A 21,161-nucleotide genomic window follows, 5' to 3' on the forward strand; every position below is an offset into this window, starting at 1 on the left:
CTTACGTCACGGTGTAGGGGCCGAGAGCCAACTCGGTGCTGTTGGCGGTTCCGTCGTAGCTGGTGGCAACGAGCCATGCATAGGTCGAGCCTGCCGCAAGCCCCGTGACGGTCCGGCTGTCCGCCGCATTGAAGGTGCCTGTCTCGGTCGCCCGAAGCGTTGCCGTTCCGAAGTCGTTGACGGTGTTGGTGTAGATCTTGGTGCCGCCGTAGTGCGCGTCGTTCGGCGCTGTCCACGAGAAAGCGATCTGGCCGACACCCGGCGTTCCGCTTGCACCAGTGACCTGGCCGATGGTCTTCGGCGAGGCGTAGGCAAATTCGGGACGCCAGTCGGTCATGACGGCGTGGTTGGATGCGGTGGCGTCTGTATTGGTGACGCGATACCACCCCTTGAGATAGCGGCCATTGGCGTCGACGGTCATCACCGAGTTGTGGACGAACTCGCCACGGGCATACTGGCCCGACGTTGGCATCGCCGACGCGAACCTCGGGATCCTGATGATTGACTTGATCCGGAAGACGTGCCCGCCGAAGTCGTCGCGGGCGATGATCATGCACTCGCCCTTGTGAAGAACGAGAAGCGTCTGCGATGTCGAGCCGTTGGCATCGAGCGGCATCGCGATATTGCCGCCCGTCGTGAAAGACACGTCGCCGTCATAGGCGCGGATACATAGGTCGACGTTCCAGGTGTGCCAGCTCTCGATATAGGAGATCGGGGTCGTGCTGGTGACGACAGCAAGCCAGGTGTTGCCGTCTATCGACAGCGTTCCGGGATTGGCTCCTGTCCCCTTCTGCCGCGTCAGGTTGGACGTCTTGCCCTGCATATCGCTGATGACGCGGATCGTATGCTGACCCGTCAGGCACTGGTTGGACGCCACACCCTTGATCAGCGTCCCGAGTTCGCCAGCGACCGTCATGCCATTGATATGCAGCGTGCAACCGGTATCGAGGTTGATCGCCCAGTCCTTGGCACCATTGGTGCAGAGCGCGTCCGCGATCGTGTTGCCGCGTGATGCGTTGCGATAGTCGTAGCTGATATCGACGTTTTCGGTCCAGGCGCCGATGTGGATCGTCCCTGACCGGTAAATCAGGAATGCGCGCTTCCCGTTCTGCGCCGCCGTGCCGGGCAAGAAATGCACGTCACCAGGCGTGAGGGCGCTAGCTATCTCCGTCGGGTTTGCTCCGGACCAGTCATGGTAGCAGAAGTTGGCCTCGTCGTTGACGAGTTCGGGACGAATTTGGACGTTGGTGCCGAAGCGGGTGCCGTTGGTGCCGTCGAACTGGCAATTGGTAAACCGCGTCTGGCCGAACTGACCGGTCAGCACCAGCGAACTGGACAGATTGTTTTCCGTGTCGTCGCCGATCCGGAAGATGTGGATATGGCTGAACTCGTTGAACTGGTGCGGCGTGAGATAATCGGAGCCGGCTCGCAGCCAGAGACCGCAGCGGAACCCATAGAACTGGATATCGCGCAGGGCCGAGTACCAGAGGCCACCGTTGTTGTCCGGTGCGCCCTGTGGCACCGCTTTGAGCATACCGCCGAACTGCGGACCGTTCGCCAAATTGGCGTCGAAGGCAAAACCCTGAAAATCGACATTGATGACCGGTCCGGTGTCCATCGTCAGGACAGGCCCAGTCTCACCCGTGATCTGCATGAACCGGGTGCCCGTCGATCTCGACGACGAGACGCCCTCGGCACACATCTTCGTGTAAATCTTGACGTTGCTGACGCGGTAGAGCTTCTGATCGTACTTGATCTTGTAGCCATACTGCTTCGAGGCCTGATGAGCCCGGTCGCACATCAGTGTGTCGTCACCGGCCGGGTCCGAGGCGTAGCGATAGTTTTCGACGTGCCGCTCAAGCCTGTTTGCATAATAGGCGCCGGCAATGCCATTCGCATCGACACCCATCGCAAGGGACGGAACAATGACGCCCGAAGCAATGGATGTTGCCGCGAACGCCTGTATCGCTGCCTTCAGGAATTTGTCGAGCGCAGATGGACCGGCCGTTCCCGCCGAATCCTGAGCCAAAACATCGACCGGCGTATCGATTGCAGCCGCATCAAACGCATTCTCGACAGCCCGGCTCTTTCCACGGAATCGGATGACCTGGTTCAATGCTGCCCCCTGTCGTCAGGATATGCGGTTAGCGGATCGCCCGAACGGCGCTGGCCTGGTTTCCGACCGGCATGAGATAGACCTTGTTGTCGAGATCGGTGAACTCGGCAGCCGGTTTCAGGGTGCTCATGGTGATGTACTTGTCGGTGTCGGCGGCTGGCTGTGATGCGGCAATCGCAAGCCTGACGCTGCCCTGCTGCGCCAGCTCGATATAGACGCTCGGTCCATCACTGATGTGCGTGTACTCGCCTGCAGGCAGTTCGATATAGTCCGTCTCAACAGCCATCGCGCTCACCGGATAACAATGATTTGTTGATTGATGAACTCTGGTGTCGAGAAAATCAAGCAAAAGCTGAATAAACAGTTGATAGTCAACTTTTTATTGACTACGCTGACCCGATCTTCATTCAGCCGAGGCCTGACGAAAATGACGCAGATCGCATTGCCTGCAGTTAAAATGCCGCGCGGAGAGATGGCACTGATGCTGGAGGACATTCACCGGGTCGAGCCGGTGCACTGCTACTTCGAGCAGGAGCACCCACCATATCGTATCGATAACAGCATCCCGCCTTGGACCCCGAAACCCTATCAGACCAGCTACATGACATTACTCCGGGAATACCAGCGCTATTGGGATGTTCTCTCCCGTAAGATGGGAGCCGCATGGAGCCGGCCTTTCAGAACTGGCAAGTCGGAAGCGGCCTTCCGCTTCTACCGGGAGTCGGACGTGCTTCTGATGAACAGTGTTGAGAAAAAGCAGCTGGAGCGTCGCCTGCACACACTGCGCGGTGAGCTTCAGATTCTGCGGCATCGAAGACGCATCGCGGAATCCGAAATCGCCGAGGTAATGGACAGCATTGCTGTTGTTCGGCGCGCGATCCACGCTGTCGAGTTGCGGGAACGCGGAGCCTCCCAACTCGACAATCCGTGATGACCGGCTATGATGCGGCCTTGCATTCGAGGACGCATCATGACCGAGCAGCAGTTTCGCTTTGCCGTTGTCGGCCTTCTGGCCGTCATCGTTGTCGGCGTCGGCGCCTTCGCGTGGCGCGTCCACTCGGACGATCGCGCGATTGCCAGAGTCGCAAATGACGCCGCAGTCCTCGCCGAGCATTGCCGCATCATGCGGGCTACCGGCCGCGACTGCTAAATCAAGATTGCCTTAATCCCTTTTTTGTTGACCACGTTCAGATAATCAACTAAATGTTGACTAACTGATTTGGAGGGACGCGGTCATGTCCAGCGGCATTAAAGCGCATAGCGACACGCTCGGTAGTGTCGTCGTCTGGGGTATCCGCCTTGCGGTGATTGCCGGCTGCGCGGTCTTCTGGATCGTGTCTGGCTGTATGGTGTTCGGATGACCGTTCGCATTCAGGGACTGCAGATCGGCGAGCCGAAAAGTGGTTTGGCCATCACTGTTTCTGTCGTCGTCTGGTCTTTCCTGATCGGCATCTTTTTCGGAGCCGGGGCATTCCTCGGCGTTGATCTCGCAAGGGATGCCAAGGCGCGAATTCAGCAGTCCGCCCCTGCTTATTATCGATCGTGGCGCGGCGAGATCGGGAGTGACTGGCAACCGCGCTTGCGCGCCTTCCGTTATTCAACCAAATCTTGAATTCACAGGAGAAGCCCGATGGCGAAGCAGGGCGGCATCAAGGATGTCGCGGTCGGACGGTCTGATTTCTATCAGATGGACCCGGCAGATCTTCATATCAAGGACGGCTGGAACTGCCGTAACCTTGACACAGTGGAGGCCAGGGCGTCGCTCGACTCCCTTGCACTCTCGATTGCCGAGGTCGGCGTCAAGCAGGCGCTGACCGTCTGTTGGGAGGACGGCAAGGCGTTCGTCACGGACGGTCATCGCCGGTTGTTGGCGACTCGGCTTGCGATGGAGCGGGGCGCCGAAATCCGCTCCATCCCGGTGCAGACCGAAGGACGTTTCTCGTCAGAAGCCGACCGCGTTTTCTCGATGGTGGTGCGCAACAGCGGCGAGCCGCTTCTGCCGATCGAGATGGCTCGCGTCTTCAAGCGTCTGATCGACTTTGGCTGGACCGAGAGCGAGATTGCCAGCAAGGCGGGGCTCAACCGCCAATATGTCGTCTCGTTGCTCCAGCTTCAGGCCGCGCCGTCCCAGGTGACCGACCTCGTCGACAAGGGCGAGGTTGCCGCGACACTGGCCGTTTCCGTGATGAAGGCCAACAAGGGCGACATGACCGCCACGGCCGAGACGCTGAACAAGGCGGTCGAGACGGCTAAGGCTGCCGGCAAGGCCCGAGCCACGGCCAAGCACGTCGAGACGACTGACCGCAAGCCGAAGGGGCCGGGCAAGGTAGCCACGTTCCTGCTCGCCAACTCGTCGGTCGATACCGGTGACGACGAGAGCGCCGTCTATCTGCGCATGGACATCGCTCGGTATCGCGAGTTCTGCGCCATGCTCGATATCGATGAGCGTCTGCCCTCGGACGGCGACGAGATGTAACGGGTTCAAATTCAACAAAAAGGTGAACTATGGCACCGAAAGTTGGTCATAACAGCCAGGCCGGTGGCGTCGCTGCCGGGCAACTCAAGGCGTTCGTGGAACGCATCGAGCGCCTGGAAGAGGAAAAGAAGGTGATCGCCGACGATATTAAGGAGGTCTACGCCGAAGCTAAGGGCAACGGCTTCGACACCAAGATCCTCAAGAAGGCGGTCGCTCTCAGAAAGAAGGACCCGGCCGAACGGGAGGAAGAGGAGACTATCCTCCAACTCTATCTGCAGGCGCTCGGCATGCTCCCCCAGGAAGAGGACGATATCTGATGACCATCCGAATGACAAAGCCGCAGACCGCGCTGCTCGGAGAGTTGAACCGGAACGGTGACAAGGGCGTGATCAAGTCCACGTCGGACGGCTCCGCCTGCGCCCTGGTGGAAAGCGGGCACGCCATCTGGCAGCAGAAATACAGCGGCAACCGGACCGGCCTCTTGGTGATCACGCCCATCGGTAGGGGCCACGCCATGGCGTGGCGGGCCGCGCGCTGTGACCTTTGAGCAGGCCCTTGCCGATGTCGAGAGCAGGGGCTTGCTCGTCCACTACCTGGTCTTCGGCGATGACAACCACTGGCGCTGCACGCTCCGCAAGCGGGGAGGTGACTGGGTGCTCAGGAGAGCAGGCGGGCAGACCGGTTATGTTCTGCGCGGGCAGGGCAGGACGCCGACGCAGGCGATCACGAACGCCCTGAAAAAGGATCACTCGGACGTGCTCGGATGAACGAACTCGAAACCCTCCTGCGCCGCGAGGCGCGTGCCGGCAACATCAGTCACCTGAGCATCGCGTTCAGGGGAGGCCAGTTCGAGGCCGTTTACCGCGGAACGGACGATCCCGTTTACGCCATCGGTCGCGCTCCCGATATCTGCGACGCCATCACGAAGGCCCTTCGGGATGGCCGGAAGTTGTCACAACCGAAACCCAAAAAGGCGGCACGTGGCCGCTATTCAGATGTGTTGGGGTGAGCCATGGGAATGTTTCAGCAAGTTGAGGGTGAGTGTGCCACCATCGTTCGCAAGGGGCGCTATAAGCAGGTGCCCGTCTATACGCGCGATGGCTATATCTTCGCCAAGGAAGGGGGATGTTTCATCAGGCTCTATGCGGACGGGTCGACCAGTGACCCGAACTATCGCTTGGACAATCTACCGTGGGAAGGGCCGTTAGCGCGGAACAAGTTCGGTAAACTTGTCGACCCGCGCGTGGTCAAGGACAGCCTGTCATTGCCGGATGAAAACAAGACACTCCTGCTGTTTGGCCCATCCGAATGACCCGGTTCTTCGCTCACCCGGAAAGCGACTGTCTGTTCGCCCTGCGCGACGGCGAAGACCCGCCAACAGACGGGCTTGTCGAAGAAGTCACGCCGGCAGACTTCTTCGAACTCGCATGCCGTGGCGACGCCGACCGCGCTGTCTCAACTCTACTCAATGCCATGTTGCAGTCAGGCCGTTTTGATGGGCTCACCTTTTGGCGTTGGAAAAGCGGCAAGGCGACGATTTCGCTGCGGCGGGAAGGTACGTCGAACGCCTTCAACTGCAGCCAGAGATTACACCCCAATGATCCCCCATCTCTGCAGCTCTATGCCTTCCTGCGTGAGACATTTCGGCACGAGTTCATCCGGAACGAAGTCGTCGCGCCACACCCCAAGTCAGCCCCCGCCGCCCGCAAATCGAGGTTCGAAGACACTATCTGATGATCACGCTCCATGAAGGCGACAGCCGTAAAATCCTTTGCCAGATGATCGACCGCGGCGAGCGCGTTCATTCGGTCGTCTGCGACCCACCTTATGGTCTGACCAGCATCGAGAAGCGTTTCGGGAAGGACGGCGCCGCGCCGGCCCGCAGCGAGAAGAACGACGGCAGTTTCGGCCGTATATCGAAAGGCTTCCTCGGAATGAAGTGGGACGGCACTGGAATCGAACGCGACCCCGAGTTCTGGCGCCTCGTCTTTGAGGTTCTGTTGCCGGGCGGCTATGTCTTCGCCTTCTCGGGCGCCCGCACCGGCCACTGGCAGGCCTGCGCCATGGAGATGGCCGGATTTATCATGCATCCGATGCACGCGTGGGTCTATTTCCAAGGGTTCCCGAAGGCGCACGCGGCCGACAAGGCGATCGACAAGCATCTCGGCAAGAAAGGGTCCGTCGTTCCGAGCGGCAACCCGGTCAAGCGGATGATCCCTGGCGCCGACCAGGTCGCTACCGGGTCATGGGAGAAGAACAACGGGCGGACCTACCAGCCGGGCATTTACGAGCCCGCGACGGACGAGGCGGTCGAGTGGTCGGGCTATGCCTACGGGACACAGGCCCAGAAGCCTGCCCTTGAACCCATCTTCCTCGGCCAGAAGCCATTCGATACCAAGAACGGGGCAGCCAACCTCCTCAGGCACGGCGTGGGCGCTGTAAACATCGACGGGTGTCGTGTGCCCGGTGGACGCTACCCGTCAAACCTTCTTCTCGATGGGTCGCCTGAAGTCGTTGCTATGTTCCCGCGCGAAGCGGGGGCCTCGGCACCGGTTAAGGGAACTGAGCCGTCATCGGTGACCAAAGACATTTATGGAAAATTCAATGGGCGCGTTCCGGGCACCTTCTTCAATGACAGCGGCTCGGCCGCGCGCTTCTTCCATCATTTCCCGCTCGATACGGACCCGCTTATCTGCAACCCGAAGGCCGGCAAGAAGGATCGGGCCGGAACGGACCATCCGACCGTCAAGCCGATCAAGCTGCTGCGCTATCTGATCCGCCACATCACGCCGCCAGGCGGGACGGTGCTCGACATGTTTGCCGGCAGCGGCACGACAGGCCAGGCCGCGATCGAGGAAGGGGTACGCGCCGTGCTGATCGAAATGGACCCCGGCTACAGCGCCTTCATCCGTCGGCGCTTCGGCTTGGCGTCGAGAAGACGTGACTACAGCGACGTGCTCGGCCCGGCTTCGCGCTACGCCGATGTGCTCGGGTGATGCCATGTCGACGGCTAGCGTTGAGACCACGGCATCGGAGAACTGGCCTGTAGGGCTCACAGCTATCTTGCTTGACCCGTGGTTCAGGAACCCTGTGAAAATCAGGATCCGGCGCCATCCGAATGCCGATCACATCGTCGGCGAGGATGCAAGAGGGGTCGTCTATTACGCGAGAACCGACAGACTGAGGGAATGCGAGCAGCCGATCGTACCGCCGTGCCCGCTTGAACTGTTCCTCAGTGATCTTCTCGCTCGCTCTCCATGTGCCTGACCAGCCGCGCGACGTTCTTCTGCATCTCCTGGCGGTCCGCGTCATTGGCGTCTTCCAGCACGTCGCGAACCCCCTCCACGGCATCGGCGATTCGGCGCAGCTGCTGGACCAACTCGTGCTCATTGAAGGCAGGTCCGACCACCGCATCGACTGGAACTGTCCTGCCCTTCGTGCGCACATAGACGCCGATGCCACTCAGAACGGCGACCAGGGCGAAGAGGATATTGGCGATGTCTTCAGGACTGAGTTGCTTGTCGAACATTCCGGGCCTGTAGATCAACGATTTTTGCGTAGCGAATGGTCATCACGAATATAACGCATTCGAAGAAGAAGTGTGTCGGGTAGATTGCAAAAGCCGTTGAAATATAACCAGAGCTTACAAATCCGAGAATGATTTGCAGCAGCACAAACCCGCTGACCAGGGAGCACACCGCGCGCAAGTGCGGCGAGCGCCTGAAGAGCCCATTGACGATCAGCACCATGAACCGCAGGCCACCAACACTCATGCAGAGAACTGCCCATCCGATGGGGTTGCCCCAGATGCGCATGAAGTTTGGGCACGTTTCGCTCTCGGAAATGATCTCTGGCCGGATATAGATCATGAGGCCGAACAGAAACAGCGAGACGGAGTGCTCCCATTCGATCATCCGCGACAGGAAGACGATCGGAAAGTTGCGATGAAAATGGGTAATCACAAGTCTCAAGACATCAACCTTATGGTGTGTCGGCCAACTTGGCGTGGCTTATGACCGTTGTCTCGCCAATCGTTACGGACTGTGTTTCCACGGTGAGGCCGATCCGCTCGCCGTGAACGCGCCAGTAATCGTCGGCCCACTGGCGCCAGTTCGCCACGTTGTCGCCGCTGTTGCGGTCGAAGGTCGGCGACATGATTTCGACCTCGGCGCGGTCGAAGCTCATGACGAGCCCCTTTTCCGCCTCGCTCGTCACCGTCTCGATGACTGCCGGCGTGTCGGCACGCCGTCTGCTCTTGCCATAGCCACGATACTCGGGCGGCCGTTCGTCGCGCTGTGGCGATGTGCGGATATGCTTGATAGGCATCGAATCACACCTGTTCGAACCAGCCGGCAACAGACAATCGGTTGCCGGTCGCAATGACGCCGGCAGCGTCATTGTCGTTGATAGCGAGAGTTATCGCCGTCGCCGCATTGAAAGCGGAGATCGACTTGCCGGACCCCGTGACGAGACGGCCGAAAATCTGGGTATAGGTCTTCAGCGTGACACCCGACGGCAGGGTGATGACGAGGAGATTGCTCGCAGTACCCGCGTCGGTGATCGTGATGTCGACATTCAGCCAGACCTGCTTGCCGCGCACACGATACTGTGCGGTATTGATCGTGTAGCTGCCGAGAGCGCCGACCGTTGCTGAAACGCCGGGCGTGTAGGTATCGGGAGGCGTTATCGGCCCAAATCTGATGTCCCGGACAGTGCCGATGTCAGTGGATACGTTCTTGAGCGTTCCGACGTTGGGCGGGTTGACCTCCATGTTAACATCAATCGGGCCGCTCGGCACGACGCCATACCCATAGGGGTTTGGTCCGTTGTACGCCCGCAGCACGGTGCCAGTGCCATCCGCAACCCCAGTCATCCCGCCTCTGCCGTCGAGCTTGACACGCTGGCAGGATACTAGGTCGATGAGCACCTTGTTGGCGCTGCGACAGTTGAGGTCCAGTGCGTCACCGACAAGCCCCTTCACATAGGCGAGGTAGAGTGGCCCCTCGATTACATTCGCGTGCAGATCGTGAATGCGCAGCGACAGGATCAGCTTGGCGACGAGCGGCGTGTTCTCGGCGCGGATGGCCCAGTTACACCCGACTACGGTAATGTCGCGATAGTTGAAGCCTTCCGCTCCCCATTCGCGCAGATCAACGTCATCGACGGTGCCGGAGCCGAGCGGGCCGACACAGGCATTGCCAACGCCGATTGTGCCCGTCCAGATTTCCACGGCAAAGATGGATGACGAGACGTTACCCACGACGATACCGGTCGCGACGGGGCTGCCACCACTGTTAAAGACCACCGGCTCACCGGCATTGATCGCACCCGTCAGACCTGTGACCGAAACAAGCTGCACCTCGTAGGGCGCAATCCGAGAGGCTTTATCGCAATAGTCGGCGTTGAGCCCGTCCAGGCGATTGTCGAGGCAGAAGCCGGAGTATTCGAGCGCAACGCCCGTCCGGCCGCTGCGATGGTTGCTGACCCGGATATTGGACACAAGGCCGCCCTGGCCGTGGTGGATCTTGATCGGCAGCGCGAAGGAGCTGGCCGAATTCTCCACCGTGAAGATCATGTTGTAGAAATCGTAGAACTTGTGCAGCGAATAGGGGAGGAGGTTTGATGTCAGAAGGTTCCCGATCGCACCCGCCACTTTGGAATGATGGTTGATGTCGCCGATGGCTGTGTGGTGAAAACGGTCGACGTTGACATTGGTGTAGGTCGGCTTAAAACCGCTCGTCACCCCTGTCCAGTTGATCCGCGTCGCGCCTGCACTGCCCCCATTGATCAGCAGGCTTCGGTCAGACCAGCTGATCTCCTTGTCAAAGGTGTATTCGCCTCCACGGGTTCTGATTTCCCGGATGTCCGGGTTTGCTGCCAATGCCGCAATGAAGTCATCCGCTGTGATCGTGGCCGGGTCGCTCTTCTCAACCAATCCTTCAAGCGTGATGATCTGACGATTTAGATTGACATAGGCCGCCGCGGCGAGAGCTTCTTCCTTCGCTGCGACCGTCTGTTCCAGGATGCCGCCAGTCGCAGTATTGATCTCGTCGTCTTTGTCCTTGAGAAACTTCCGGATCGACGGAACCAACGACGCGTCACTAGCCTCGAAGGTCGCCGTATCGTCACCGTTCGCGAACACGTCGAAGCGGTCCTCGTTGGCCTTGAACCGCGTGATTCCTTGATCGAGTGGAAGTGCGCTCATGGAATCTCCGTCACGGGTAGGTTAGCGGAGCGCCATAGTCGGCGCCCGGCATATATGTGTTGATGATGGTGTCGAGAAGATCTTCCGCGATCTGGAACTCGTCGAGATCGACGCCGCCAAGCTCGATGATGTAGTTTTCATCGAGGGTCAGGCCGGACTCCGCGATCTTTGTATAGATGATCGAGTCGACGGACGGAGATTTGCGCCTGATATCTACGTTGAGATTGATCTGTTGCCACTGATCGGACTTCAGGTCATATTGGCCAGACGGCGTGACCGCGACATATGGGAAGTAATACTGGTAGTCGTGGCCGTAGGCGTTCTTCGAGATGAAGCGCATGGCGCCGACAACCTCGGTAACGCTGGCAATAGCTTTTTCGGCCGGAGAGTCACGCCATTCGAATGTCGCGCTGATCTCATCCCCGTCGACGATGTCCGCCGCGGCTTCGAGCACAAAGAGCCTTCCGTCCGTGAGGTCCACTGATAAGTTCGTTTCGAGGTCGAACGCCGACCCGTTCAGCAACAACGTCAGGTTCGGCCCGTTGACGTGACGCACACCCTGCGGAAAGACCGACGAGCCGAGCTGATAGAACCGCCCCGGTCGAACCATGAACGTCTCGGTGACCGTACCTTGCCCACTTTGACCGCCAACGCCGTCCGCACTGGCAAGCCACATGGCGATATTTGGGGTGACGATGTTGTCGATCGCGACCGTGGCCGATGCGATCTCAGTCTGTGCCAGGCTGTCCCTCTGGACGATTTGACCGCGAAAGGAGCGCTTTCTCGAAACGGCATCGACGGATCGTGAAATGGCGAAACCGGGAGTGTTGCCGAGGTAGCGCTCGCCCTCGCCAATGCGCGTGCCGGGTCGGAACCGGTCGAAATAGACCTCCCCTCGACCAACGACCAATGCGCTGTTCTCGGTCACGAAAACACCTTTCAATCAACATTTGGTTGATATTAGACCTACTATCGGTTGGTGTATACCATATTTTGTTGATTAATGAAGGTCAAAAGGACCGTGTCAGCGGGAACTCGTGCTTGAAGAGCGCCGAAACCGTGTTGCGATAGGCAAAGAGTCTCACGGTCATGTCGCCGACGAGTGAGGAATAGACCCCAGTAAAGACGCGGCTGTTTCCCGTGATGCCTGTATATTGAACGATGAGGTTGTCATCAGAGTCAAAGAACTGGAGGGTATAGGTGACACCATCTTCAGGCGTTACATCACCGTCTTCATGAGAAATGATCTGGTCGTCTTGAACAATCCGGTTCCGGTGCGTCCATGAAATCTCGAAGTTTCCGACCACACTGGCGCCGTCATAAGCTGGTGTATTGAGACTGCTGCCATGCAGAACACGCACACGCCCAGGCGGATAAGGGCGGAATTGCCGCTGTGCCATGGTCACGGCCTGCTCGCTCGCCAATGAGGCATCGAGCACGGCGGCGGATGTCAATGGAAGGATTTTGGTCGTGACCGTTTCACCGGTCACATACTCCCGCCTGTCATTGCCAAGCGAGTTGTAGGTGAAGAAACATGACGTGTTGTCCGCATGCGAGGACGGCACGGTATCGATGCAGCCGCGACTGATCGTCATCGAGCCGGATGCGCCATCCGCATTGACCTCGATATCATCGACGCGCGCCAACTCGTCGTCGATCTGGACCAGCGTCCCGATTTCGATGAGGCCACCGTCGAGCAGCCCGTCGAAGGCAACGTCGGTGTCGTAGTGTCCGATAGCTCCGGCCAGCCGGCAAGTCGGGGCGAACGTGCCACCGCCACTCTGGACATAGGCTTCGGTTCCGGCCTTACTGAGAATGTCATAGCCAAGACACATGGGTGTCGGCCTGCCTGCAAATATGGCGATCGCCCCATCGTCCGGCTCAACATAGTCGAGTTCGGCCCGCGACATGGATTGAACGAGTTCCTGGTAGGTCCCCTCCCGCACATAGACGCGTGACGCTGGCGCGGGGGCAGCGTCGGGCTTCTGCCAGGCGGACGGTTCCTGCTCAATGAACGACGTGCTTGGCAGTCCGAACACGTCGAGCACCGCTTCCACCGTGATCACCCCATCCTCAAGCTTGCCGTAGTCGATCTTGCCAGCCCGGAGAATGGCGTGCTCGATCCCTGAATCAGGATCGGAAATCCGGAATGCGGCATAGGGGTATATGCGGGATGCCCGGCGATCCAGACGCACTGTGAACTTCGCATTTTGGGTTGACGCCGCCTTCAGGTCGCGCTGCGCCACGGCAGCCGCGAGCCCGAAAACAGGGATGCCGGAATAGGTGACAGGACTGGAGTTCACGCCTTGCGACGACTGGATGACGCCGAGGTTCTGCGCCCTGACTTCCCGGTCCTCATTGACGATAACCTCTCTGTATTTGACGATGACCTCGCCAACGGCCTTCGCCATGGACCCGTACTCGGGCGCTTCGACACTCAGCAGGCCGCTGTTCTTCGTGAACAGCGGGAGTTCTGACACAACATAGTCGTTGCGCAGCAACTTGAGTTCGAGCAGGCCCGTCTGACGGTCGGTGTAGATGGTGCCGCCGATATGGCGCAACACGTCGCCGACGAAGTCCTGCAGTTCCCCGCTCTTCCGGTTCCACTTCATGCAGAGACCGAAGCCCTCATTGTAGAGGGTCTGAGCCACCGCCAGCCAGTCGGCGTCATTGATCCGATTCCGGTCGTAGCCGCGGCCCCAGTCGCGATTGGTCGTGCATTCGTAGAGGATGTGGGCGGGGTTCATTCCCTTGATCATCGTGCCGGTCGAGCTGACGAGCGGAATGGCGACCAGCTCCGGGTGCCAGACAGGGCCGTCCCATCCCTTGGTCAGCCTGCGCAGCCGGAAGGTCCACTTCTTGGGATATGGGTTGAGACTGCAGACCAACCCGTCGAAGATCATCGTCACGACGCCGCGGAAGTCCGGCACGTCGCCGCCGAGCAGGTTCTTGAACCATGTCGGGTAGATCTGGATGGGGAGTCCCATGGCGATTGTCAGCGAGCCCTGGATACCGCCTTCGGACCGGTCGCCGCCGAAAAGGTTTGGTGCATCGATCGATGTCAACCGATCCTCGGTCGCCGTGGTATCGTAGAACGCCGTCTCGCCTTCACGAACAGGCCACGCCGTCTTGTCACCCACCTTGATTTCAAGAATCTCGTCCACCGGACCGCGCCCGAGGCCCATTTGCATCGTCATGTAGTAGCGATAGCCGACTGTAACGGAGCCCGCGCCCTTACCCATTGAGATGTTCCTCTCTCGCGATGCCGCAAACCTTCAGTGCGAGCGGATCGCCTGTCGCTTCCAGTGTCTCGGCCGCGATCCCCTCGGACAGGAATTTGGACCAGTCGAGCCCATTGGCTGCAAACCATGCGCGAGCCCCCCTCGAACACAGGGTGGCCTGACGGATATGGGACATGCGGACCGTCACCACGTTCGTCATTTCTTGCCCCCACTGCTCTTGATCGGCGAGTTACGCAAGTTTCCATACCAGAGGACGAAGAAGTCGTCGGCCCACTCTTCGCCGAAGTAGACGGTCTGCGGGGTGCCCTCGTCGAACTGCGGGAAATCAAAGTCGGCCAATGTCGCGGGCGGTTGTGACTGTTGCTTCGGCGTGGTGAGGACCTGGAGCACCGCGGACGTGAGCAACAGGACAATTCCCCAGATGAACTGTTCCATGTCAGCGCTCCTTCAAAACACGGGATCGCCGGAAAACGGAGACTTGCCCGGAAGATGGGGAAAGCCGCCATAATTCGGCAAGTTTGCGAACTTGTTCCTGCAGTGGTCTCTGGTTCTGGCGCAGCCGGGATAGACGGTGATCCAGTCCCCCACGCTCAGGCCGGTCGCCGTTCCGAGGATGGCGAACGTTGGCCCAATGTGGCCGTCAATACCCCGGCGATCGAGGGCGCCGTCAAACCGTGCCCACTCGAAGAACCCGCCCGCGAACCACCCGTCCGGGTAGGTCGCGAGCACGTCGCTGATGACGGTTGCTCCGGCAATGGCGTCGACCTCCAGGGAAACGCCAAACGCGCTCTTGGAGACCGTGCAGTTTCGATCATAGAGCGAATGCGGGCACTGGCGTCCCCAGGTGAGGCGTAGCCCAGGCGTCTTGTAGCCGGCTGTCAGCGGCAGCCCCGACAACTCGACAGTGATGCTGTCAACCGCCTTGCGCGAGACGATGCGATAGATACCCTCGATCGGCGCATCCGTGTCGCCGTAGTGGTGCTTGCGGACCTGCACCCAAATGTCCTCGCTCGGAGGCGCGCCGTTCATCATGGCCGCAATCACATTGGTCTTCGGAACCCTGATCGTGATGGTGTCAGTCGACGCATCCTCGGATTGGGCGAAGCCGTCGTCGGAAATCGCTTCCGCGACATAGGTGTTGCCGCCAACGGACACATCTTCTTCAGCTCTCGCGTAATACCAGTGCGCGGTCCCGTGGATGAACTCGTAGAGGATGACTGGCCGGCCGCCATAGTTGGAATTTTCGATAACCTCGAATGTCATCAGAAACCCTCCTCGCCAACCCGCAGGTCCGGAGCCGCCCTGAATGTGGTTGAACTGATCGAAATGCCGGCCGTGTCCGTCTCGTGCAGGATCTCGATCCGGTCCTGGTCGAGCCGACAAAGGCTCATGAAGCTGATGCGAAGAATGTCATCCGAAGCGAACGGCCCGATGGCTTCGGTCAACCCGACAGCTTCAACGCCTTCGTCATAGATCGACGTGGCGGCGATTTCGCGGAACATGGTCGACCCATCAACCATGAAGAAGCAGAGCGCCGAGCGGTTGGAGTCATCGGCATTCGCCAAGCCGATCTCACGGATGTAGAGCACTGTCGTCGAGGCGCTGACGGGAGCAGCCAACGTGATGTCATTGTAGAAGCTCGGCATCCAGATCGGTGTCAGGCGGCCTTGTAGATGGTAGATGAGGCCCAGGAAGGCCGCGTATTCGGCGCGACCGTTCAGCACCCAACGGCGCTTGCTCGATGGGAATGCGATGCCGGCCGTGTCGTTGAGCGCGGGCAGGGAAACCGCATTGTTGAGTTCGTCGACAAGCCTGGCGTATGCCGTGCTGCTCTTTTCACCCTCGTCTGGCTCATCGAGCAGAACGAGGGTGTCGTTCCAGATCGGCGACAGAGCGATTGCGGGGACCAGGGGGGTAGGCTCCATCATCTCAGTCGAAATGGTCGCCGCGGATGCGGCGTCCGTAAGGCGCTCGACATCGGGTTGCTGAAGCAGGCGGGCCTTGCGGACCGGAAATACGAGAGAGCCGTCAATGACCGTGACAGGGGCCGGCGCAGCCAATGTGATCGTAGATGCACCGAGTGCCGCGATTTCCGCGAGAAACTGTGTGCCGTCATCGCCGAGCACGAACACGACTTCACCGATGGACAGCCTATTCGCAGCCAAGTCATTGCTCTGCAGGATGCTCATGCCGGCCGCCGTGTTACCGCTGACGGCATAGGCTTCATGCCAGATCGGCAGGTAGAAGGCAGCGCTTCCATGGCTCAGGAGGAAGTTGGCAAAGCGCTGACGCTCGACTCCGGACACGACGATATCGAACTCGACTTGGCGGCGCGGGTAGCGTCTGACGGCATATCGCTGCTCGGCCCCTTTGGTTGAGGCCAGAACGCCTGTCATCCACTCGAACGCCTCCTTGACCGGGTTACCCCAGTCCGCCTCGAACACGAAGATTGGAAGGTCGTCAATCATTACGACACCAGGCGCTTGAGCAGCGCTTTGTTCTTGGTGAGGACCGACATCACAGCCTTCTCACCTTGCGCACTTTCGACCATGGATTTCGCAAACTCGGGATCGAGCGTGACGATGTTGCGGATGGCCTGGATGCCGCCACCGCCTTGGGCTTGTGACGGGCCAATGTTATCGGAATGGCGTGGGTCGTTCTTGGTCAGCACTTCCTCGCCCGTCTGAAGCACGGCCGGCACTTCGCCGGGGCCGAGCCCGACCTTGCCACCCGTGTGATACCGGACCGCATCCCTGAACATGCTGATCGGCAGCACCCGTGACGAATTGCCGATACCGATCGTATTCGTTCCAACCTTGCCTCCTGTGTGACCTGTTGGAACGGTGCCGCCCAGAGCCTTGGCCGCTGTGCCAATGGGACCGCCGAACCCCGCCAAAGCATTCAGGATCGCCTGCTTGAGGATCATCACAGCGATTTCACGCAGGAAGTCGGCGGCGAACTGAAGGAATGCGGAACCGAGAGCCTGAAAGGCGTTCGCACCATTGGCGACCGCCTGAGCGAAATTCTCGAATGCTCCGACAAGTCCGTCAGCGAATGAGCCAACCAGTCGCTCGCTCTGCGTCGCGGTCAGCCCGAGAGCATTCGTCTTCTGCTCGATAACCTCGATGCGCTGGCCGGCTGTCTTGGCTTTCTCGGCCAGCGCATCGAGCGTCATCAGTTTTGCTGCTGCGCCAGAACCGCCGATCTCTTCCCACATGGCCCGCGCATTCTCGATCGCCGCCAGCAACTGGCTGTTGATTTCGAGAATCTGGTTCTTGAGCTGTTCGGTGTTGTCGGTATTCCCGGTGTCATAGGCCTGCTTAAACTGAGCGATGAGCGCGTTGCGCTTCGTTTCGAGCGCCTGCGCCTGAGCCAGTGCGGCATTGGCCTCCTTCGTGGCATCACGACCATCACGCTTCGCCTTGACGAGTTCGTACTCGGCAGCCGCAGCAGCCTTGATCTGCGCGACCTGCTCGGCGGTCAGCTCGTATTCGGCTTCCTTCGCCCGGCGCTGTTCCTGCGACAGGCGCTTCTGGATGAAACCTTCCTTGGAGAGGTTGCCGGCGTTGGCGTTCTCGTCCTCCTGAAGCTGGAGGCGGTTTTCGAGTTCCTTGTTGTAATCCTTCGCCTTCTCGGCGCGCTTGGCGTCGATATCGGCGATCTCTTTGTTGATGGCCGCCTCTTCCCGCGACAGGCCAACCTTCTGCTGCGCCCAGGCGATGACTTCCTCGACCGTCTTGCCGGACAGGACGGAGGAGTTCGCAGCGACGGCATCAGCGCTCAGGACATCGGAGGCCTGCGTTCCGCGATTGGCCGACAGCACCTTGACGGCGCCGTTCGGGCCGAGAAAATGCGCGAGATAGAGATTGGCGTCGGTGACCGCTGCGCCAGCGTCCTTGAGGATCTTGGCGTTCTCCTGAACATAGAGCGCGATCATCTCACGAGAGATTTTCTCGCTCTTGCGCAGTTCCAGGATTGCCGCATCCGTCATCGACTGAGCGCGGTCAGGGAAGTTCTCCTTGAACAGCTTCAGCCATGTCTCTTCGATGAACTGACCTACCCCCGTTGCGGTCGAGTTCTTGTTCTTGGCGTAGGGGTTGCCACCGCTTTCCGCGCCGATAATCGCGTCGACGATGCCGCTCGAACTGTCGATGGAGTTTTCCAGGATGGCCGCAGAAGCGCGATTGTAGCGCTCGGTGATGATGCGCACCTGGTCGAGCGAACGAGCGAGTTTGACCGCATCCTGATACTGCTTGTTGAGGCCATCCAGCTCTTCGATACGCTTCAACTCGTCGGCGATGCTCGGCACGAGTTTGTCCATCTCGTGCAAGGCTTCCACGAGGCGCCGGGCGTCCTCGGCAGCCATCTTGCGGAAAGCCGTCGAGGCATCATCCGTTGCGGTCGTCAGCGTCTGGATCGTCGTTCCGGTACGCTGCAGGATCTCTGTCACACGGTCGCTTGTGTCACCAAGCTCCTTCGCCGTGAGCGCTGCCGCGCCAAGCTGTTGCTCGGCCTCTTTCGCATTGCGGCCGGACTCAAGTAGCTGCTCGGCCCATTGGCGCACGCCGTCGCTATCGATGGCGTCGTAGAGGGATTCGATCTGCGCAACGTAATCCCTGGCCGTGAGCTTGCCGTTGATGAACGCTGTCCGGATGTCCCGCAACTGGGTGACAAGCTGGCGCTGCTCGGAGCTGCCGCGGCGGATCGAATTGAAGGAGAAAAAATCGCCTCCCGAAATGCCGGACACCGTCTTTTTGATGTCCTCGAACCGCTTCTCCATCTGGCGCAGGTTCGCCACAGCCTGGTCAAGCGTGACGTTCTCGATCGCCTTGGCCCACTCCTCGGTCTTTCCGCGAACCTTGTCGTAGGCCTTCACGACCTCATCCATGATCCGCTTATGCTCGTCGATCGCCGATGTCGTGTCATCGATCTTCGTGAGCCAAGAGCCGATCGCCAACGTCACGCCGGTCAGAATGAGACCGGGCAGCCCGCCGATAGCGGTCCAGAGAATGCGGAATGTGCCGGCAGCCAGTGCCGCGACAGACTGGAGGCTTGCGATGGCAATCCGAAGCGCGAGGAAACGCCCACCAGCCGTGCCCGCAACGACCGTCGCCACGCGCAACTGAGCATTGATGGCGGCCAGTGCTCCCGTGCCGGACCGCAGCGTGCCGACAAGGGTATTCCATCTGACGCGAGCCGCTTCGACGGTCGATGCCCACGTGAACAGGCTACGGTTCGTCGCCACCGTCTGCGCCGCTGTCGCCCGCAGCGCTGTGACGAGGTTCGAGAGCCCTTGCGCGGCCTTGATCGTTGCAATGACGGCGAGGACTTTGGCGAGGTCGTCCGCATAGGGGAGAAGGGTGACAATCCCATCCGTCAGATGACCGAGAACGGCGCCCAGACCGAGGAAGAAATCCCGACCTTCACGGCTGCGGAATTGCTCATTGAGTTTGCGCAGGCCATTGGTGAATGACTCAAGAAAGCCACCATCGGCCACGCGCTTCTGCGCCTCGAAGACATTGTTATCGAAGCGTCCGATTTCGGCGGTCGTCTGCTCGATCGAGGCGGCGAGCTGCGGTCCGAATTCCTTGTTCAGCTGGTCGGCAAACTTGAGCAGTGTGCTCTGGTTGGCAAAAACCTCACCCTTGCGCAGCATGTCGTCGAGTTGCGCGGTCGAGACGCCGATCGCCTTGGCGAACAGGCTGAAGGCACCGGGCAGGCGGTCGCCCATCTGGCGGCGCAGTTCTTCGGAACTGACCTTGCCCTTCGAGATCATCTGTTCAAGGGCAAGGAACGTGCCCTCAAGCTGATCGATCGAAAGCTTGTTGACGCGGCCGGCTTCGGCCACGCTCAGGAAGATCTTGCGCGTCGCATCGGATGTAAAATTCGCGGTCTTCGCTGCGACGGCGAATTTGGTGTACTGGTCGCTGAGAATGCCGAAGGAAATGCCGAGCCGGTCGGCGTTCTGTTGCAGGAAGTCCAGTTCCTGAGAGATGCGGGCCGTATCGCGCTCGAACACCACGCCCAGGCGGCTTTGAGCGCCTTCAATCTCCTGAAAGGCGTTGACCACACCACCGACATTCTGCAGCGCGCTCTGCAGTCCGATATAGGCGGCGGCAATCGACAGCACCTGACCACGCAGGCGCTGGAACAGGGAAAGTGACTGCCTCGAGTCAGAGTAGAAGCCATTGAACGCCGAGCGGAGGCGGTTTGCACTTTGCGTCGCCTGATCGGAAGCTCCGGCCGCGGACTTGACGGCAGGCGCCATGGCCTTGATCGGGGGGAGCGCAGCCAGTGTAGCGCCGCGAAGCCGCTGCTGCGCTTCAGCCCCCTGATTAGCGGCGCGGGTTTGAGCAGCCAGTGCGCGGACCTGGGCGTTGGCCGACTTCTGCTGTTCCGTTGCCGTGGCGGCCAGGAATTTCGTGATGCTCGATTGCGTCGCCGAGGTCTTGCGCAGAGCGATCGAGTTCTGTTCGTAGGCCTTTGCGGCAAGCTGTGCTTTTGCCTGCGCCTTGCCGAGGGCGTCGCCGAGCGCTTCGGTCGGAACCTCGGCGGCCTTCATTTCGGCGGCAAGGCGGCGAACCTCGGCCTGCGCCTCGACATAGGTGCGCCGCGATTCCAGAAGCCCGCGCCGGTCAGTCGCGACGGGCGCCACCGTCGAACTGTTCAGTGTTTCAAGCTGCGCCTTGACGCGCGCCGTCTCGGCAGCCGTTCGCGCGAGCGCCTTCCCGACATCGCCCTGGCTGGCGGCAAAACCGGCCACTGCCGTGGACGCCCTCTCGGCAACCGCGGCAAGCTGCGAATATTCGTCCCTCGCCTTCGTGAGGGCGTCCCGGCTGACCTTGAGTTGGGTATTCTGTTTCTGCGTCGCGTCACCGAATTCCCGCTCGACGCGGGCGGCCACAGTCAGGCGCGGTTTCAGTTCGGCGAGAGCGGTCGAGGACCGGTCAATTTCGGCGGTATATTCGCGAACCGCCGCAGCGGCCTTCTCCTGGCGCCGCTGCGCCTGCTCCAGCTCCGTATTAATGAACACACCGGCCGACGCCCGAGCCGACGACTGTGGCGCACCGGAATCGAGGCCTACGCCCTTCGTCGCGCGTTGACCCTTGATCACCGCGTTGT

General features: G+C 60.1%; 25 protein-coding genes. 12 read left to right on the forward strand and 13 right to left on the reverse strand.

Translation table 11 applies throughout. The annotated features are described in order from the left end of the window. Position 1: 1 nt before the first annotated feature. Together HDIA_RS03750 and HDIA_RS03755 are read right to left on the reverse strand one after the other, a co-directional pair. Positions 2-2,116 (reverse strand): hypothetical protein, encoded by a 2,115-nt coding sequence (locus HDIA_RS03750; RefSeq protein ID WP_099554487.1) that lies wholly within the window; start codon positions 2,114-2,116, stop codon positions 2-4. Between the two features lie 28 nt (positions 2,117-2,144). Beyond that, positions 2,145-2,402, reverse strand: coding sequence for a hypothetical protein (locus HDIA_RS03755; protein WP_099554489.1), 258 nt, complete (start codon positions 2,400-2,402; stop codon positions 2,145-2,147). Between the two features lie 33 nt (positions 2,403-2,435). Between HDIA_RS03755 and HDIA_RS03760 the strand changes: the two genes are divergently transcribed. The 12 genes from HDIA_RS03760 to HDIA_RS03810 all read left to right on the forward strand — a co-directional run bounded on the left by HDIA_RS03760 (position 2,436) and on the right by HDIA_RS03810 (position 7,588). After that, the gene (locus HDIA_RS03760; protein WP_099554491.1) at positions 2,436-3,047 is read left to right on the forward strand and encodes a hypothetical protein; all 612 of its coding nucleotides are present in this window, start codon (positions 2,436-2,438) and stop codon (positions 3,045-3,047) included. Positions 3,048-3,086: 39 nt separating this feature from the next. After that, on the forward strand, positions 3,087-3,266 hold the full coding sequence (locus HDIA_RS03765) for a hypothetical protein (protein ID WP_099554493.1): 180 nt from the start codon (positions 3,087-3,089) through the stop codon (positions 3,264-3,266). Between the two features lie 85 nt (positions 3,267-3,351). After that, positions 3,352-3,477 (forward strand): hypothetical protein, encoded by a 126-nt coding sequence (locus HDIA_RS25945; protein WP_281259981.1) that lies wholly within the window; start codon positions 3,352-3,354, stop codon positions 3,475-3,477. Further along, a complete protein-coding gene (locus tag HDIA_RS03770; RefSeq protein ID WP_099554495.1) occupies positions 3,474-3,728 on the forward strand; it encodes a hypothetical protein in 255 nt (84 codons plus the stop codon). Before HDIA_RS25945 ends, HDIA_RS03770 begins: the two co-directional genes overlap by 4 nt. An 18-nt stretch (positions 3,729-3,746) precedes the next feature. Further along, positions 3,747-4,592 (forward strand): ParB/RepB/Spo0J family partition protein, encoded by an 846-nt coding sequence (locus HDIA_RS03775; protein WP_099554497.1) that lies wholly within the window; start codon positions 3,747-3,749, stop codon positions 4,590-4,592. Positions 4,593-4,621: 29 nt separating this feature from the next. Next, positions 4,622-4,909, forward strand: a complete 288-nt coding sequence (locus tag HDIA_RS03780) for a DUF2312 domain-containing protein (protein ID WP_099554499.1) — start codon at positions 4,622-4,624, stop codon at positions 4,907-4,909. Continuing rightward, positions 4,909-5,139: a hypothetical protein gene (locus tag HDIA_RS03785; RefSeq protein ID WP_099554501.1), complete on the forward strand. Its 231-nt coding sequence runs from the start codon at positions 4,909-4,911 to the stop codon at positions 5,137-5,139. Before HDIA_RS03780 ends, HDIA_RS03785 begins: the two co-directional genes overlap by 1 nt. Continuing rightward, a complete protein-coding gene (locus tag HDIA_RS03790) occupies positions 5,129-5,359 on the forward strand; it encodes a hypothetical protein (protein WP_099554503.1) in 231 nt (76 codons plus the stop codon). The genes HDIA_RS03785 and HDIA_RS03790 overlap by 11 nt, the downstream gene beginning before the upstream one ends. Next, a complete protein-coding gene (locus HDIA_RS03795) occupies positions 5,356-5,601 on the forward strand; it encodes a hypothetical protein (RefSeq protein ID WP_099554505.1) in 246 nt (81 codons plus the stop codon). The genes HDIA_RS03790 and HDIA_RS03795 overlap by 4 nt, the downstream gene beginning before the upstream one ends. Positions 5,602-5,610: 9 nt before the next feature. Then, positions 5,611-5,904: a hypothetical protein gene (locus tag HDIA_RS03800; protein WP_099554507.1), complete on the forward strand. Its 294-nt coding sequence runs from the start codon at positions 5,611-5,613 to the stop codon at positions 5,902-5,904. Beyond that, complete coding sequence (locus tag HDIA_RS03805; RefSeq protein ID WP_099554508.1) at positions 5,901-6,326, forward strand: hypothetical protein; 426 nt, start codon at positions 5,901-5,903, stop codon at positions 6,324-6,326. Before HDIA_RS03800 ends, HDIA_RS03805 begins: the two co-directional genes overlap by 4 nt. After that, complete coding sequence (locus tag HDIA_RS03810; protein ID WP_099554510.1) at positions 6,326-7,588, forward strand: DNA methyltransferase; 1,263 nt, start codon at positions 6,326-6,328, stop codon at positions 7,586-7,588. The genes HDIA_RS03805 and HDIA_RS03810 overlap by 1 nt, the downstream gene beginning before the upstream one ends. 236 nt (positions 7,589-7,824) lie before the next feature. On the opposite strand, the gene HDIA_RS03815 is transcribed toward HDIA_RS03810, so the two are convergent. The 11 genes from HDIA_RS03815 to HDIA_RS03865 all read right to left on the reverse strand — a co-directional run bounded on the left by HDIA_RS03815 (position 7,825) and on the right by HDIA_RS03865 (position 21,153). Further along, entirely contained in the window at positions 7,825-8,121 is a 297-nt protein-coding gene (locus HDIA_RS03815; RefSeq protein ID WP_099554512.1) for a hypothetical protein, read from the reverse strand. Further along, entirely contained in the window at positions 8,096-8,563 is a 468-nt protein-coding gene (locus HDIA_RS03820; protein ID WP_157775256.1) for a hypothetical protein, read from the reverse strand. The genes HDIA_RS03815 and HDIA_RS03820 overlap by 26 nt, the downstream gene beginning before the upstream one ends. 10 nt (positions 8,564-8,573) lie before the next feature. After that, entirely contained in the window at positions 8,574-8,918 is a 345-nt protein-coding gene (locus HDIA_RS03825; RefSeq protein ID WP_099554515.1) for a hypothetical protein, read from the reverse strand. A 4-nt stretch (positions 8,919-8,922) separates the two neighbouring features. After that, positions 8,923-10,797: a hypothetical protein gene (locus HDIA_RS03830; protein WP_099554518.1), complete on the reverse strand. Its 1,875-nt coding sequence runs from the start codon at positions 10,795-10,797 to the stop codon at positions 8,923-8,925. Between the two features lie 10 nt (positions 10,798-10,807). Next, the gene (locus tag HDIA_RS03835; protein WP_157775258.1) at positions 10,808-11,725 is read right to left on the reverse strand and encodes a phage tail tube protein; all 918 of its coding nucleotides are present in this window, start codon (positions 11,723-11,725) and stop codon (positions 10,808-10,810) included. Positions 11,726-11,807: 82 nt separating this feature from the next. Next, positions 11,808-14,039, reverse strand: coding sequence for a hypothetical protein (locus HDIA_RS03840; RefSeq protein ID WP_099554522.1), 2,232 nt, complete (start codon positions 14,037-14,039; stop codon positions 11,808-11,810). Further along, on the reverse strand, positions 14,032-14,238 hold the full coding sequence (locus tag HDIA_RS03845; protein ID WP_099554525.1) for a hypothetical protein: 207 nt from the start codon (positions 14,236-14,238) through the stop codon (positions 14,032-14,034). Before HDIA_RS03845 ends, HDIA_RS03840 begins: the two co-directional genes overlap by 8 nt. After that, on the reverse strand, positions 14,235-14,474 hold the full coding sequence (locus HDIA_RS03850) for a hypothetical protein (protein ID WP_099554527.1): 240 nt from the start codon (positions 14,472-14,474) through the stop codon (positions 14,235-14,237). Before HDIA_RS03850 ends, HDIA_RS03845 begins: the two co-directional genes overlap by 4 nt. Positions 14,475-14,486: 12 nt before the next feature. Continuing rightward, entirely contained in the window at positions 14,487-15,302 is an 816-nt protein-coding gene (locus HDIA_RS03855; protein WP_099554530.1) for a phage BR0599 family protein, read from the reverse strand. Next, entirely contained in the window at positions 15,302-16,507 is a 1,206-nt protein-coding gene (locus HDIA_RS03860; RefSeq protein WP_099554533.1) for a hypothetical protein, read from the reverse strand. Before HDIA_RS03860 ends, HDIA_RS03855 begins: the two co-directional genes overlap by 1 nt. Beyond that, the gene (locus HDIA_RS03865; RefSeq protein WP_157775261.1) at positions 16,507-21,153 is read right to left on the reverse strand and encodes a tape measure protein; all 4,647 of its coding nucleotides are present in this window, start codon (positions 21,151-21,153) and stop codon (positions 16,507-16,509) included. Before HDIA_RS03865 ends, HDIA_RS03860 begins: the two co-directional genes overlap by 1 nt. Positions 21,154-21,161 lie beyond the last annotated feature (8 nt).

Source organism: Hartmannibacter diazotrophicus (assembly GCF_900231165.1).
GTDB lineage: Bacteria > Pseudomonadota > Alphaproteobacteria > Rhizobiales > Pleomorphomonadaceae > Hartmannibacter > Hartmannibacter diazotrophicus.

Coding starts and splice junctions, on each gene's coding strand:
- HDIA_RS03810 (WP_099554510.1), top strand. CDS start 6,326: ATGATCACGCTCCATGAAGGCGACAGCCGTAAAATCCTTTGCCAGATG.
- HDIA_RS03775 (WP_099554497.1), top strand. CDS start 3,747: ATGGCGAAGCAGGGCGGCATCAAGGATGTCGCGGTCGGACGGTCTGAT.
- HDIA_RS03770 (WP_099554495.1), top strand. CDS start 3,474: ATGACCGTTCGCATTCAGGGACTGCAGATCGGCGAGCCGAAAAGTGGT.
- HDIA_RS25945 (WP_281259981.1), top strand. CDS start 3,352: ATGTCCAGCGGCATTAAAGCGCATAGCGACACGCTCGGTAGTGTCGTC.
- HDIA_RS03800 (WP_099554507.1), top strand. CDS start 5,611: ATGTTTCAGCAAGTTGAGGGTGAGTGTGCCACCATCGTTCGCAAGGGG.
- HDIA_RS03815 (WP_099554512.1), bottom strand. CDS start 8,121: ATGTTCGACAAGCAACTCAGTCCTGAAGACATCGCCAATATCCTCTTC.
- HDIA_RS03845 (WP_099554525.1), bottom strand. CDS start 14,238: ATGACGAACGTGGTGACGGTCCGCATGTCCCATATCCGTCAGGCCACC.
- HDIA_RS03785 (WP_099554501.1), top strand. CDS start 4,909: ATGACCATCCGAATGACAAAGCCGCAGACCGCGCTGCTCGGAGAGTTG.
- HDIA_RS03765 (WP_099554493.1), top strand. CDS start 3,087: ATGACCGAGCAGCAGTTTCGCTTTGCCGTTGTCGGCCTTCTGGCCGTC.
- HDIA_RS03850 (WP_099554527.1), bottom strand. CDS start 14,474: ATGGAACAGTTCATCTGGGGAATTGTCCTGTTGCTCACGTCCGCGGTG.
- HDIA_RS03805 (WP_099554508.1), top strand. CDS start 5,901: ATGACCCGGTTCTTCGCTCACCCGGAAAGCGACTGTCTGTTCGCCCTG.
- HDIA_RS03760 (WP_099554491.1), top strand. CDS start 2,436: ATGAACTCTGGTGTCGAGAAAATCAAGCAAAAGCTGAATAAACAGTTG.
- HDIA_RS03830 (WP_099554518.1), bottom strand. CDS start 10,797: ATGAGCGCACTTCCACTCGATCAAGGAATCACGCGGTTCAAGGCCAAC.
- HDIA_RS03755 (WP_099554489.1), bottom strand. CDS start 2,402: ATGGCTGTTGAGACGGACTATATCGAACTGCCTGCAGGCGAGTACACG.
- HDIA_RS03860 (WP_099554533.1), bottom strand. CDS start 16,507: ATGATTGACGACCTTCCAATCTTCGTGTTCGAGGCGGACTGGGGTAAC.
- HDIA_RS03780 (WP_099554499.1), top strand. CDS start 4,622: ATGGCACCGAAAGTTGGTCATAACAGCCAGGCCGGTGGCGTCGCTGCC.
- HDIA_RS03825 (WP_099554515.1), bottom strand. CDS start 8,918: ATGCCTATCAAGCATATCCGCACATCGCCACAGCGCGACGAACGGCCG.
- HDIA_RS03840 (WP_099554522.1), bottom strand. CDS start 14,039: ATGGGTAAGGGCGCGGGCTCCGTTACAGTCGGCTATCGCTACTACATG.
- HDIA_RS03795 (WP_099554505.1), top strand. CDS start 5,356: ATGAACGAACTCGAAACCCTCCTGCGCCGCGAGGCGCGTGCCGGCAAC.
- HDIA_RS03855 (WP_099554530.1), bottom strand. CDS start 15,302: ATGACATTCGAGGTTATCGAAAATTCCAACTATGGCGGCCGGCCAGTC.